Origin of the sequence: Rhodococcus sp. IEGM 1330, from assembly GCF_033142445.1 — a bacterium.
Lineage (GTDB): Bacteria > Actinomycetota > Actinomycetes > Mycobacteriales > Mycobacteriaceae > Rhodococcoides.
Window position 1 is genome coordinate 200,588 of record NZ_JAWLSB010000010.1, and the last position, 13,029, is coordinate 213,616.

Genomic DNA, 13,029 nt, shown 5'->3' on the forward strand with positions numbered 1-13,029 from the left:
CGCACGAGATCCCACCGAGGCGTTAACACCGGGCGGACACTGATCGATGTAGCAAGCGGAGTGTCGGGACCAACGAAGAAATTGTTCGGAGTGATCCACCGTGAAATTACAGTCGATAATGCGTCGTACCAGCAGTGATCTCCCTCTGCTGAAAACCGCGAGGATGAGCGGTAGCCCGCGTACGTGGCCCGCCGAGAAGCTCGAGCGACTCCTCACCCCGCAGGAACTCGATCTGATTCGACGCGGCCGAATCTGACCCTGCTGTTCCCAGGCTCAGGCCACCGGTCGACTCCCATCCTCGGCCAGGTGATGGCATGCTCATGAGGTTGACGAGCACCAGTCCTGGAGGGTCATGAAACCGGTCATTCTCAGCGTCGACGACGATCCCGGAGTGTCGAGGTCGGTCGCCCGCGATCTGCGTCGTCGCTACGGGGAGCAATACCGCATCGTGCGCGCGGAGTCCGGTGCCGGGGCGCTCGACGCGCTGAAGGAACTCGCGTTGCGCGGCACCCCGGTCGCCATTCTGTTGGCGGATTACCGCATGCCGCAGATGAGTGGCATGGAATTTCTCGAGCAGGCCATGGACATTTTTCCGACGGCCCGTCGCATCCTCCTCACCGCCTACGCGGACACCGACGCTGCGATCGACGCGATCAACGTCATCGATCTCGACTACTACCTGCTCAAGCCGTGGGATCCACCCGAGGAAAAGCTCTACCCCGTGCTCGACGCCCAGCTCGAGGCCTGGTGTGCGTACGACCACCGGGCCGTCGAGGACACCAAGATCATCGGCCATCGTTGGTCCGCGCGCTCGTCGGAGATCCGCGAGTTCCTCGCTCGCAATCAGCTGCCGTATCGCTGGTACATGTCCGACGAGTCCGAGGGTGCGCGGTTGCTGGCCGCCGCGGGTGTGGACGGAAGCCGCTTGCCGGTGGTCATCACCACCGAGGGCGATGCGTTGATCGAGCCGTCCGACGCCGAACTCGGCGACCGGCTCGGGTTGACGGTGTCACCGTCGGAGGAGTTCTACGACCTGGTGGTCATCGGCGGCGGACCGGCGGGACTCGGAGCTGCGCTCTACGGTGCGTCGGAGGGCCTGCGGACGACCCTGATCGAACGGACCGCAACCGGCGGCCAGGCCGGTCAGAGTTCACGCATCGAAAACTACCTGGGCTTTCCCGACGGGGTGTCGGGTGCGCAGCTAGCCGAGCGGGCACGGCGGCAGGCGTTGAAGTTCGGTGCCGAGGTGGTCACCACCCAGGATGTCGTCGGCCTGGAAACCAACGGTGCCGCGCGAACCGTGCGGTTCGCAGACGGCCGCAGCATCAGTGCGCAGACGATCATCCTGTCCACCGGTGTTGCCTATCGTCGGCTGGACGCACCCGGAATCGACGACTTCACCGGCCGAGGCGTGTTCTACGGATCGGCGATGACCGAGGCGGCGCGGTGTGCCGAGCAGGACGTCTACATCGTGGGCGGCGCGAACTCGGCGGGTCAGGCGGCGGTGTACCTCTCGCGCGGGGCCAAGTCGGTGACCATTCTGATTCGGGCGTCTTCCCTCGAAGCGTCGATGTCGTACTACCTCATCAAACAGATCGAAGAGAATCCGAAGATCAGCGTCAGGCCGTGCACCGAGGTCGTGGGCGTGTCGGGCGACGGTCACCTCGAGTCGATCACGCTGCGCAACCGGGCAACCGACGAGACCTCGACCGTCGACGCGCAGTATCTGTTCCTGTTCATCGGTGCGGCACCGCGCACCGAGTGGCTCGACGGGGTGCTCGTGAGGGACGACCATGGATTCGTGGTCACCGGGCCGGATCTCGTCGTCGACGGACGTGGGCCTGCCGGGTGGACCCGAGATCGTCTGCCACACCATCTCGAGACGAGTGTGCCCGGCGTGTTCGCGGCCGGTGACGTGCGATCCGACTCGGCGAAACGCGTCGCGTCGGCAGTGGGAGAGGGAGCGATGGCCGTGATGTTGGTGCACAGATATCTGGCGAACCCGTGAGCGAGCAGACGCAGAGTGGGCCCGCATGTGATCCGGAGGAGTTGCGGACGCTGTTCCTGTTCGAGCAGCTCACCGACTCGCAGTTGGCGGAGTTGTGCCGGGACGGACGTATCGAAACGATCGAGCCCGGGCCGGTGTATGCGGAGGGTGATCCGGCGACGTGCTTCTACGTTCTGATGGACGGAGCCGTGGTGCTCTCGAAGCTCTCGGGCGGGGAGGATCTGGTGGTCAACCGGACCTCGCAGCGCGGGGTGTACGCGGGTGCGTGGCAGGCGTACCTGGGTGATCGGGTACCGCAGACGTACCAGGGTTCGATGCGGGTGACCGAGCGCTCCCGGTTCTTCGTGCTCGACGCCGAGTGCTTCGCGTCCATCGTGCGGGAGTGGTTCCCGATGGCGCTGCACCTGCTCGAGGGTCTGTTCTTCGGCAATCAGAACACCAAGCAGATAGTGGAGCAGCGAGAACGCCTGCTGGCGTTGGGTTCTCTGTCGGCCGGGTTGACGCACGAGCTGAACAATCCGGCGGCGGCTGCGGTGCGGGCGACGTCGGCATTGCGGAATCGGGTGGCGCACATGCGGCAGAAGTTGGCGATGATCGCCGGCGGCACTCTCGATCGCGGCAGCATGGCGCATCTGGTCGGACTGCAGAACGAGGCCGTTGAGCTGGTGGCCAAGGCTCCGAAGCTCACCGCGATGGAGGCGTCGGACCGCGAGGACGAACTCGGAGAATGGTTCGAGGACAAGGGCATCGGTGACGGTTGGGATCTGGCTCCCACGTTCGTCTCGGCCGGTCTCGATGTGCAGTGGCTCGACAAGGTTTCCGCGACGGTCGACGATCCGACGATGCTCGAGGGTGCGATCCGGTGGCTCAACTACACCGTCGAAACCGAGTTGTTGATGAACGAGATCGCGGATTCCACCACTCGCATCTCCACGCTCGTCGGTGCAGCGAAACAGTATTCGCAGATGGATCGTGCGCCGTATCGAACGGTGGATGTGCGCGAACTGCTCGACAGCACCCTGATCATGTTGGGGCGCAAGATCGGTGACGACATCCGCGTGGTGAAGGATTACGACCCCGCGGTGCCGCCCATCCCGGCCTACGCAGCCGAACTCAATCAGGTGTGGACCAATCTGATCGACAATGCGGTGCAGGCCATGGGCGCGAAGGGCACGTTGACGGTGCGTACATCGTTGGATGAGGATCAGGTCCAGATCGAGATCTGCGATACCGGATCCGGTGTGCCGCAAGAGATTCGGTCGCGCATCTTCGAGCCGTTCTTCACCACCAAGCCGGTCGGCGAAGGCACGGGTCTCGGCCTGGACATCTCGTGGCGCATCGTGGTGAACAAGCATCAGGGTGATCTGCGAGTGGTGTCCGAACCCGGTGACACGCGATTCATCGTGCGACTGCCCGTCAACCCGGCGATAGAGGAGGCATCATGACCATCGAAGGCATCGACCCCGAGGTCCCACCGTCGGGTCCAGGGTGTGTGGAGTGCACGCAGACCGAGGGTTGGTGGGTGCATCTGCGTCGGTGCGCGCAGTGCGGGCACATCGGGTGTTGTGACTCTTCGCCGTCCCAGCACGCCAGCAAGCACGCCGAGTCCACCCGGCATCAGTTCGTGCGGAGTTACGAGCCCGGCGAGGACTGGTTCTACAACTACGCAGACGAGCAGATGTACGACGGGCCCGAACTGGCTCCACCACAACATCATCCACTCGATCAGACTGTCCCCGGTCCGCGTGAGCGGGTGCCGTCGAACTGGCAGGCCCTGATCAATTGAACGAGAACCTGACGCGACCCACCGACGTATCGGCCGAGGATTTCCTCACGGCCGTCGAACATCCGGTTCGGCGTGCGGGTGGTCTGGCTCTCGCCGAGATGATGAGTCGCGTGACCGGGCAGCCGGCAGTGATGTGGGGGCCGACCATGGTGGGTTTCGGTGCCTACCGCTACACGACGGGCAGTGGCCGTCGGGGCGAGTGTTTCGTCGTCGGGTTCTCCCCGCGCAAGTCGAGTCTGTCCGTGTACGGCGCTACGTACGCCCCGGAATCCGACTCGCTGCTGGAACAGCTGGGTAAGCACAAGCGAGGAGCGGGTTGCCTGTACGTGAACAAACTCGACGATGTGGACATAGCGATTCTCGAGCAACTGGTGGTTCACAACTACCAATACATTCTGGGTAGCCTCGCGTCATGACCTTGATTGCGGAGGACCTCCTGTTGTTGTTGCTCGACGACGACTCGGGCAAGCCGCTGGCCGACAGTACCAAGCTGCCGCGGGTACTGGCGGGCGCTCTGGTGGTCGAGCTCGCCATGAGCGGATCGCTGCGCATCACCGGGCCAGACGAGCAGATGAAGAAAGATCACGTGGTTGTCGCAGGCTCCACTCCCGGCGATGAGCTGCTGCGTCGAGTGTTCGATCTGGTCGCGTCGGCATCGCGGCCGATGAAGCCGCAGAAGGTGATCGAGAAGTCGCAGAAGAATCTGACGAAAGTGTTGGTTGCGCGGCTGGTGGCTCAGGGCTTCGTCACCGAGAAGAAGGACAAGGTGTTGGGGCTGTTTCCGACGACGACATGGCCCGCTCGGGACACCTCGCACGAGAAGGTGTTGCGAGATGCGTTGCGCAGCGCGCTGGTCGACGGGACGACGCCGTCGCCCCACACCGCTGCGTTGATCTCGTTGATCTCGGCGGTGGACCTGACGCACAAGGTGATCGCTGACGCGGACAAGAAGCAGCTCGGGCACCGCGCGAAGCAGATCGCCGAGGGAGAGTGGGCCGGCGCGGCTGTGCGCAAGGCCGTCTCGGATGTGAACGCTGCGGTGATGGCCGCGGTGATGGTGCCCGTCATCGTGTCGACCACGAGCAGCTGAAGGCCAGGTTATGAGTAGAAGCGTTGCAATTCTCTTGTTCGACGATGTCGAGGTACTCGACGCGTGCGGTCCGTTCGAGGTGTTCTCGGTTGCCGACCGGGTGGCCGAACGCGCCGGCAGCGCAGCGCCTTTCGAGGTGACGCTCGTCGGGATAGAAGGCAGGGCGGTTGTTGCCCGGGGCGGAATGAGGATCGGCGTCGACACCACGATCGACGATCCGCGTGGATACGACGTCGTCCTGGTGCCGGGCGGTGTCGTCGATGCGGTCTCGGCCGACAGCCGGGTTCTGCAGTGGTTGAAGCGACTTCGGTCCGACGCCGAGCTGGTGGCGTCGGTGTGCACCGGCGCTTTCGTACTCGCGGCGGCGGGGCTGCTCGACCAGCGACCGGTCACCACGCACTGGGAAGATCTGGAATTGCTACAGGAAAGCTGGCCTGCACTCGTCGTGCACGAGGGTGTTCGGTACATCGACCACGGCGATCTCGCGACGTCGGCCGGGATCAGCGCCGGTCTGGATCTGGCGTTGCATCTGGTCGCGCGGTGGGCGGGAGCGGATCACGCTCTCGCCACCGCGGGCCAGATGGATTACGACTGGTCAGGCGCTGAGCACCCGTAGGACCAGTGCGACGACGGTGAAGACGGCCAATCCAGCGGCCGGCGCGAAGTCCTTGTCCTTGACCCGAATGTGTGCGGCGACGGCTCCGGCGAAGTAGAGGAAGACGCCGACGGCGGCTGCCACACCGATGGGCCATACCGCCAGGCCGACCAGGAGGCCGACGGCTCCCAGGATTTCGAGGTAGGCGAGCCACGGGATCTTGTCGGCTGGAACGCCGACCTGCTCGAGCATCGGGACGACGGATGGATTCTTCGTCAATTTTCCGATCGCAGAGAACGTGAGCGCGACGGCGAGGAGGACCGAGACGATGAGGGTTGCGATGAACATGAGCCCTGCTTTCATTTCTGAGGCTACTAGTAATTCAGAAGCAGCAAGGCGGACTGTAGCACCTCGGTAGTGTGGAGTCATGGTCACGAACGAGCAGCCGCACGAACCTCGGGCGTGTGATGGAGCACTGACCAAGGCCTTCGGCTTCCTCGGTAAGAGGTGGAACGGAATTCTGTTGGCGACGTTGATGAACGGGCCGATGGGATTCTCGGACCTGCGTCGTGCCGTCGGTGGTATCAGTGATTCGGTGCTGTCCGAGCGACTCGGAGAACTCGCCAAAGCAGGTCTGGTGGCGCGCACCGTCGACGACGGGCCACCCATCTCGGTGGAATACAGCCTGACGCGATCCGGCGAGGCGCTGCTGCCGTCACTGCAGGCGCTCACGGAGTGGTCCGCAAAAAACCTCTGACCCTCGCGAGAGGCTCGCGAGGGTCAGAAGGTGGTCGGTCGAATCAGCCGGGTTGGTTGTTCTGATTCTGGCCTTCGGCCGAGTCCGCGAACTCCTGGGTGTCGAACACCTCGCCGCGCAGCGGATCGACCGGAGCGTTGTCGCCGGAGTACTCGACGGCCCCGGTTTCGGGATGGACTTCGAGTTGTTCGGTGGACACCTCGTGCACCGCGAGAACGACGGCTCCGCCGCCTGAGGATGGGGTCAGCCCCTCCTGTGACGGCGTCAATCCCGAGAAGGTCGAGGAGATCCCGGCCGTCGCTCGCTTTCGTGACGCGGCAGGTGTGGACACCGTCGGTTCGTCGCCTGCGATGTCCGAGGTGGTCGTCACGCGCACGTACCGCGGTGTGGTGGCGACGTCGTAGCGGAAGGCCTTGAGCATCGATACGCACGCGAGCACCAGCACCACCGAGAACGGCACCGCCGTGGCTATCGACATCGTCTGCAGTGCCGTCAGTGAACTCGTTCCACCGACGAGCAGCAGCACGGCCGCAGCCACGCCCTGCAGCACGGCCCAGTAGACCCGGGTGATCTTCGGGGTCTCCAGTTCGCCACCGGTGGAGAGGATGTCGATGACCAACGATCCCGAGTCCGAGGACGTGACGAAGAAGAACACGATGACGGCGATGGCGATCACGCTGGTGATTGCTGCAATGGGAAGGCCGTCGAGCACCTGGAAGAGGCTGGTGTTCGTGTTCACCGCGCCCTCGGCGTCGAGCAGATCTCCCTCGTTGCGCTGCCGCAGAATGCCGGTGTCTCCGAAGATGGTGAACCACAGCGAGCCGACGATGGTCGGGGCCAACAGCACGCCGAACACGAATTCACGGATGGTGCGGCCGCGGGAGATGCGAGCGATGAACATGCCGACGAACGGCGCCCAGCTCATCCACCAGCCCCAGTAGAAGATGGTCCAGCCGCCGGCCCATCCGTCGTCGGAGAACGGCGAGGTGCGCAGGGCCAGCTCGGGCAGGGCTTGGACGTAGCCGCCGAGGTTCTGTACCCAGGACTGCATCAGGAACAGCGTCGGACCCAGGAGCAGTACGAACAGGGCCAGCGCAGCCGCCAGTCCCATGTTGATGTTGGAGAGCCACTTGAGTCCCTTGGAGACGCCACTGACCACGGAGAAGGTGGCTATTCCCGTGATGGCGGCGATGAGCACGATCACGAACCAGTTGGTGGTCTCGACCCAGCCCAGGTATTCGAGGCCTGCCGAGATCTGTTGAACGCCGAACCCGAGCGAGGTCGCGACGCCGAACAGGGTGCCCACGATGGCGACGGTGTCGATGGTGTGACCGATCGGACCCTCGATGCGCTTGCGGCCGAGGAGCGGCTCGAGCAGCCAGCGGACGGTCAGCGGGCGACCCTTGCGATAGGTCATGTACGCCATGCCGAGGCCGACGACGACGTAGATGGCCCACGCGTGCAGGCCCCAGTGGAACAGGGTGAGCTCCATCGCCTGGCGCGCAGAGGCGTCGGTGCTGCCGGGGATGCCGCCGGCTTCGGGTGGAGTCACATAGTGCGAGAGCGGCTCGGCGACGCCGTAGAACACCAGGCCGATGCCCATTCCTGCGCTGAACAGCATGGCGAACCAGGACAGGACGCCGAATTCGGGCTTCTCGTCGTCTCGGCCGAGGCGGATGTTGCCCACTCGGCTCAAGCCGCAGTACAGGGCGAACAGCACAAAACCGGTCGCCGCCAAGATGTACCACCAGCCGACGCCTGCGGTGATGGCCTCGTTGAGTTTCTCGAACGAATCCGCCGCCGTGCTCGCGTAGATCACGGAGAAGGCGATCATGACGAAAATGATGATCGACGCGGGGACGAACACCGGCTTGAGCAGGCCGCCCCACGCTTCTTTTATTGCTTTCACTTACTTGACTTCCTTACAACTCGAGTCACCGTAACCGGCTGACCACTATCGGTTTGCCGTTCATTTTCTCTTGTTTCGGTCAAGTACCGGTAAACAGCGTAAACGACAGCGATGCTGGTAGCGAACTCGCAAGCGGCTGCCGAGTCGCCTCGCAAGCCCGCACGCAGTACAGTTCTGACGATGCTGCGGACGTGTCCGGTCTGGTCTCTCGTTGATCGTCGTGCCGCGAATCCTGCTGTGCAGCAGGAGATTTGATGACCGGCCGGTTACAGTCGGGGTCCGAGTTCGCCGGCTTTCGGGTCCAGCGCCGGCTCGGGGTCGGTGGCATGAGCGAGGTCTACCTCGTTCTCGGTCGCGGCCACGACCGGCTGGAGGCACTCAAGATTCTCGATCGGGACGCCTCTCGATCACCGCGGTTACGCAACAAGTTTCGGATGGAAGCGGCCGTTGCCGCCGAACTGGTGCATCCGAACATCGTGTCGGTGCACGAGCACGGTGAGTTCGAGCACCAGCTCTGGATGTCGATGCATTACGTGGACGGCTACAGCGCCGCGCGGCTCGTGGCGCGCGGGCAGATCGCCCTCGATGTCTCTCGGGTGGCACGCATCGTCGCCGAGGTGGCCAAGGGCCTCGACTATGCCCACTCGAAGGGCGTCGTGCATCGGGACGTCAAGCCCGCGAACATCCTGATCTCCACCGAACGATTCGACGGTTACCAGCAGGTGTTGTTGTCCGACTGGGGAATTGCGCGGATGCTCGACGATTCGACCCCGCTCGCGGCCGAGGGGACGGTACTGGCGTCCATCCAGTACGCCGCACCGGAACTACTGCGCGGGGGAGTGTTGAGCGCGCAGACGGACGTCTACGGACTCGGAGCGACGCTCGTCGAACTGGCGACCGGCCGACCTCCGTATCCGCTCACCACCCCGCTGGCGATCACGGCCGCACACCTGACGGCCGAGCCTCCTGCGGTGACGAGGCGTCGACGGTCACTACCGCGGGGGCTCGACGCGGTGGTCGCGCGGGCGTTGGCGAAGGATCCGTCGGATCGATTCCGAACCTGTGTCGAACTCAGTGACGCGGTGGCGGCCGCGGTGGCTGCAGGAGTGCCCGAACCGCCGCCGCGGCGGTCGCCCTTCACGCGATCGCGCTGGCTCAAATTCACGTGACGGGGCCCGCGCCTGCGAGCCCCGTCATGTGAGATCGCTACTCCTCCGGTTCGGTCGGGCGGTTCGCCACCACCGGGTACTGGCCGGTGTAGCCGAGGCGTTCCTCGGCGACGGTGAGCACCTTGGTGCGTACCAGGAACCAGCCACCGATCAGCGCGGGAACGATGACCACCAGGGTGGCGATGGTCCACGACCCGATCGGGGCGTCGAAGGCCATCAGCACCAGTACGCCGAACAGGAAGACCAGCGTTGCGTAACTGGTGTACGGCGCTCCGAACAGGCGGAACTTGGGGCGCTCCACGATGCCCTTCTCGGACCACCGGAACAGCTGAATCTGGCACAGCACGATGGTGGCCCAGCTGGCGATGATGCCCAGTGCAGACATGTTCAGCACGATCTCGAACGCCTCGCCGGGGGCGATCGCGTTGAGGGCGACACCGAACAACGTGATGAAGCAGGTGAGCAGAATGCCGCCGAACGGCACTCCGCCCTTGGTCATCTTCTTGGTGAACTCCGGTGCGCTGCCGTTCATCGCCATCGACCGCAGGATGCGACCCGTCGAGTACAGGCCGGCGTTGAGGCTCGACAACGCTGCGGTGAGCACCACGATGTTCATGATGGTGCCCGCACCGCCGAGGCCGATGCTCGAGAAGAACGTCACGAACGGCGAGGTCCCGGACTGGTACGCGGTATACGGCATCAGCAGTGCGAGCAACACCAGCGAGCCGACGTAGAACAGTGCGATACGGGCGATGACCGAGTTGATCGCCCGCGGCATGATCTTCTCCGGGTTCTCGGTCTCACCCGCCGCGGTGCCCACCAATTCGACTGCGGCATAAGCGAAAACGACACCCGAGATGACGATGACCAACGGCCACGCACCCGACGGGAACAGGCCGCCGTTGTCGGTGATGAGACTGATGCCCGGCATCTGGGTACCGACGGGGATCCGGCCTGCGAGGAACACGATGCCCACGATCAGGAACGTCACCAAGGCGATGACCTTGATGATGGCCGCCCAGAACTCCATCTCACCGAACCACTTGACCGAGACGAGGTTCAGGCTCATGACGATGACCAGCGCGATCAACGCGATGACCCACTGCGGAATCACCTCGAAGCTGCCCCAGTAGTGCATGTACGTCGCGATGGCGGTGACGTCGACGATGGCCGTCATCGCCCAGTTCAGGAAGTACATCCAGCCTGCGACGAATGCTGCCTTCTCACCGAAGAACTCGCGAGCATAGGAGACGAAGCTGCCCGAGGACGGGCGGTGGAGTACCAGTTCGCCGAGGGCACGCAAGATGAAGAACACGAAGATTCCGCAGAGGGCGTACGCGAGGAAGAGGCCGGGCCCTGCGCTGGCGAGGCGTCCGCCTGCGCCGAGGAACAGGCCGGTACCGATTGCTCCGCCGATCGCGATCATCTGCAACTGACGAGGCTTGAGGCCCTTGTGGTAGCCCTCCTCCTCGTGGTCCATCGCCGAATTGTCGTACGAGGTGTCGACCGTATCGGACATGTTTCGATCCTTACTGTCGCATTTGTTGGCGTTTGTCCGAATTTCTTGGCGTCGAAGCTGTTGTCGCTCAACGGTATTAGCGTCGAGGGTTCGGTGCACAGTATTCGGATGTTAACAATGCGTACGGGTGTGAACAGTGTGTGAAGGAAATTCGATGAGGTGAGCATCTGCTCGCGATCCACCGGGCGCGGTGGCGTCGGGCAGAGGGGTTGCCGGGGTTCACCGTCGGCGGACGACCTTGCACTCGCCATGGTCGAGTGCTAGAAATGCAGTTGGCACTCTCGACACGTGAGTGCCAGGTCGGGACACGGTGAGGCCGGGGAATCAACGACACCCCTGGTCGTCCGTCGCGGGCACCGAGCTCGGCCAGCAATGTGTCACCCCCAATCCGGAGGATCACTTCGCAATGGCCAAGATCATCGCGTTCGACGAAGAGGCACGCCGTGGCCTCGAGCGAGGCCTCAATGCCCTCGCCGACGCAGTAAAGGTGACGTTGGGCCCCAAGGGTCGCAACGTCGTACTCGAGAAGAAGTGGGGAGCTCCCACGATCACCAACGATGGTGTTTCCATCGCCAAGGAGATCGAGCTCGAAGACCCCTACGAGAAGATCGGTGCCGAGCTCGTCAAGGAGGTCGCCAAGAAGACCGACGACGTCGCAGGCGACGGCACCACCACCGCTACCGTTCTCGCTCAGGCACTCGTCCGTGAAGGCCTGCGCAACGTCGCAGCCGGCGCGAACCCGCTCGGCCTCAAGCGCGGCATCGAGAAGGCTGTTGCAGCCGTCACCGAAGCCCTGCTCGCGTCCGCCAAGGAGATCGACACCAAGGAGCAGATCGCTGCTACCGCTGGCATCTCCGCTGGCGACCCGTCCATCGGCGAGCTCATCGCCGAGGCAATGGACAAGGTCGGCAAGGAAGGCGTCATCACGGTCGAGGAGTCCAACACCTTCGGCCTGCAGCTCGAGCTCACCGAGGGCATGCGCTTCGACAAGGGCTACATCTCGGCGTACTTCGCCACCGATGCAGAGCGCCAGGAAGCCGTCCTCGAAGACGCGTACATCCTGCTCGTCAGCTCCAAGATCAGCACCGTCAAGGATCTGCTGCCGCTGCTGGAGAAGGTCATCCAGTCCGGCAAGCCGCTCGTCATCATCGCCGAGGACGTCGAGGGCGAAGCTCTCTCCACCCTCGTGGTGAACAAGATCCGTGGCACCTTCAAGTCCGTTGCCGTCAAGGCTCCCGGATTCGGTGACCGTCGCAAGGCGCAGCTCGCCGACATCGCCATCCTCACCGGTGGCGAGGTCATCAGCGAAGAGGTCGGCCTCTCCCTGGAGACCGCCGGACTCGAGCTGCTCGGTCAGGCACGCAAGGTCGTCATCACCAAGGACGAGACCACCATCGTCGAAGGCTCGGGAGATTCCGACGCCATCGCCGGTCGCGTCAACCAGATCCGCGCCGAGATCGAGAACTCCGATTCCGACTACGACCGCGAGAAGCTGCAGGAGCGCCTGGCCAAGCTGGCCGGCGGCGTTGCAGTCATCAAGGCCGGAGCGGCAACCGAGGTCGAGCTCAAGGAGCGCAAGCACCGCATCGAAGATGCCGTGCGTAACGCCAAGGCAGCCGTCGAAGAAGGCATCGTCGCCGGTGGCGGCGTGGCTCTGCTCCAGGCAGCGCCCGCACTCGACAACCTCAAGCTCGACGGTGACGAGGCAACCGGCGTGAACATCGTTCGCGTCGCACTGTCCGCCCCGCTCAAGCAGATCGCATTCAACGCCGGCCTCGAGCCCGGCGTCGTTGCGGACAAGGTCTCCAACCTGCCCGCCGGTCACGGCCTCAACGCCGCGACCAACGAGTACGAGGACCTGCTCGCTGCAGGCATCAACGACCCGGTCAAGGTCACCCGCTCGGCACTGCAGAACGCAGCGTCCATCGCGGCTCTGTTCCTCACCACCGAGGCCGTCGTCGCCGACAAGCCCGAGAAGGCCGGAGCGCCTGCAGGCGATCCGACCGGTGGCATGGGCGGCATGGACTTCTGAGTCCAGCCCTCACGCACGAGAAGAGCCCGGCACCTTTCGAGGTGTCGGGCTTTTTCGTGTCGGAATCGGGTGCAACCAGCCGCGCTGACCCTCTTTGCCAGGCTGCTTGTGAGTCGAGATCAAGTAGCGGAGGAGAGTCGTGATGACAGTCGATGTGGGGTTCA

The 13,029-nt window shown here is 64.0% G+C and carries 12 protein-coding genes; 9 read left to right on the forward strand and 3 right to left on the reverse strand.

The features are described from left to right. Positions 1-352: 352 nt before the first annotated feature. From R4P57_RS22040 to R4P57_RS22065, 6 genes are read left to right on the forward strand one after another with little or no spacing between them, the layout of a single operon-like run. A complete protein-coding gene (locus tag R4P57_RS22040; RefSeq protein ID WP_317804979.1) occupies positions 353-2,008 on the forward strand; it encodes an FAD-dependent oxidoreductase in 1,656 nt (551 codons plus the stop codon). After that, complete coding sequence (locus tag R4P57_RS22045) at positions 2,005-3,453, forward strand: ATP-binding protein (RefSeq protein WP_317804980.1); 1,449 nt, start codon at positions 2,005-2,007, stop codon at positions 3,451-3,453. Before R4P57_RS22040 ends, R4P57_RS22045 begins: the two co-directional genes overlap by 4 nt. Next, the gene (locus tag R4P57_RS22050; protein ID WP_317804981.1) at positions 3,450-3,794 is read left to right on the forward strand and encodes a UBP-type zinc finger domain-containing protein; all 345 of its coding nucleotides are present in this window, start codon (positions 3,450-3,452) and stop codon (positions 3,792-3,794) included. Before R4P57_RS22045 ends, R4P57_RS22050 begins: the two co-directional genes overlap by 4 nt. Further along, positions 3,791-4,210: a DUF1801 domain-containing protein gene (locus R4P57_RS22055; protein WP_317804982.1), complete on the forward strand. Its 420-nt coding sequence runs from the start codon at positions 3,791-3,793 to the stop codon at positions 4,208-4,210. Before R4P57_RS22050 ends, R4P57_RS22055 begins: the two co-directional genes overlap by 4 nt. Next, on the forward strand, positions 4,207-4,884 hold the full coding sequence (locus R4P57_RS22060) for a GOLPH3/VPS74 family protein (protein ID WP_317804983.1): 678 nt from the start codon (positions 4,207-4,209) through the stop codon (positions 4,882-4,884). The genes R4P57_RS22055 and R4P57_RS22060 overlap by 4 nt, the downstream gene beginning before the upstream one ends. A gap of 10 nt (positions 4,885-4,894) precedes the next feature. Then, positions 4,895-5,500, forward strand: coding sequence for a DJ-1/PfpI family protein (locus R4P57_RS22065; protein ID WP_317804984.1), 606 nt, complete (start codon positions 4,895-4,897; stop codon positions 5,498-5,500). Here R4P57_RS22065 and R4P57_RS22070 read toward each other — a convergent pair. Continuing rightward, complete coding sequence (locus R4P57_RS22070) at positions 5,480-5,827, reverse strand: DoxX family protein (RefSeq protein ID WP_317804985.1); 348 nt, start codon at positions 5,825-5,827, stop codon at positions 5,480-5,482. The two genes, R4P57_RS22065 and R4P57_RS22070, sit on opposite strands and share 21 nt — an antisense overlap. Positions 5,828-5,906: 79 nt before the next feature. Here R4P57_RS22070 and R4P57_RS22075 point away from each other — a divergent pair, with 79 nt between their 5' ends. After that, the gene (locus R4P57_RS22075) at positions 5,907-6,236 is read left to right on the forward strand and encodes a helix-turn-helix domain-containing protein (RefSeq protein WP_317804986.1); all 330 of its coding nucleotides are present in this window, start codon (positions 5,907-5,909) and stop codon (positions 6,234-6,236) included. Positions 6,237-6,279: 43 nt separating this feature from the next. Here R4P57_RS22075 and R4P57_RS22080 read toward each other — a convergent pair whose 3' ends face one another. After that, complete coding sequence (locus tag R4P57_RS22080; RefSeq protein WP_317804987.1) at positions 6,280-8,145, reverse strand: BCCT family transporter; 1,866 nt, start codon at positions 8,143-8,145, stop codon at positions 6,280-6,282. Between the two features lie 254 nt (positions 8,146-8,399). Between R4P57_RS22080 and R4P57_RS22085 the strand changes: the two genes are divergently transcribed. Next, positions 8,400-9,314 carry a serine/threonine-protein kinase gene (locus tag R4P57_RS22085; RefSeq protein WP_317804988.1) on the forward strand — a complete coding sequence of 305 codons (915 nt, stop codon included), beginning with the start codon at positions 8,400-8,402 and terminating at the stop codon, positions 9,312-9,314. A 37-nt stretch (positions 9,315-9,351) separates the two neighbouring features. On the opposite strand, the gene R4P57_RS22090 is transcribed toward R4P57_RS22085, so the two are convergent. Then, positions 9,352-10,833: an amino acid permease gene (locus R4P57_RS22090; RefSeq protein ID WP_317804989.1), complete on the reverse strand. Its 1,482-nt coding sequence runs from the start codon at positions 10,831-10,833 to the stop codon at positions 9,352-9,354. A 406-nt stretch (positions 10,834-11,239) separates the two neighbouring features. On the opposite strand from R4P57_RS22090, the gene groL reads away from it, so the two are divergent. Continuing rightward, positions 11,240-12,865, forward strand: coding sequence for a chaperonin GroEL (gene groL, locus R4P57_RS22095; RefSeq protein ID WP_094641012.1), 1,626 nt, complete (start codon positions 11,240-11,242; stop codon positions 12,863-12,865). Positions 12,866-13,029 lie beyond the last annotated feature (164 nt).

What these genes read in the sequence shown, in the direction of transcription:
- R4P57_RS22040 (WP_317804979.1), top strand. Translation starts at nt 353, where the DNA reads ATGAAACCGGTCATTCTCAGCGTCGACGACGATCCCGGAGTGTCGAGG.
- R4P57_RS22050 (WP_317804981.1), top strand. Translation starts at nt 3,450, where the DNA reads ATGACCATCGAAGGCATCGACCCCGAGGTCCCACCGTCGGGTCCAGGG.
- R4P57_RS22060 (WP_317804983.1), top strand. Translation starts at nt 4,207, where the DNA reads ATGACCTTGATTGCGGAGGACCTCCTGTTGTTGTTGCTCGACGACGAC.
- R4P57_RS22065 (WP_317804984.1), top strand. Translation starts at nt 4,895, where the DNA reads ATGAGTAGAAGCGTTGCAATTCTCTTGTTCGACGATGTCGAGGTACTC.
- R4P57_RS22070 (WP_317804985.1), bottom strand. Translation starts at nt 5,827, where the DNA reads ATGTTCATCGCAACCCTCATCGTCTCGGTCCTCCTCGCCGTCGCGCTC.
- R4P57_RS22075 (WP_317804986.1), top strand. Translation starts at nt 5,907, where the DNA reads ATGGTCACGAACGAGCAGCCGCACGAACCTCGGGCGTGTGATGGAGCA.
- R4P57_RS22085 (WP_317804988.1), top strand. Translation starts at nt 8,400, where the DNA reads ATGACCGGCCGGTTACAGTCGGGGTCCGAGTTCGCCGGCTTTCGGGTC.
- R4P57_RS22090 (WP_317804989.1), bottom strand. Translation starts at nt 10,833, where the DNA reads ATGTCCGATACGGTCGACACCTCGTACGACAATTCGGCGATGGACCAC.
- groL (WP_094641012.1), top strand. Translation starts at nt 11,240, where the DNA reads ATGGCCAAGATCATCGCGTTCGACGAAGAGGCACGCCGTGGCCTCGAG.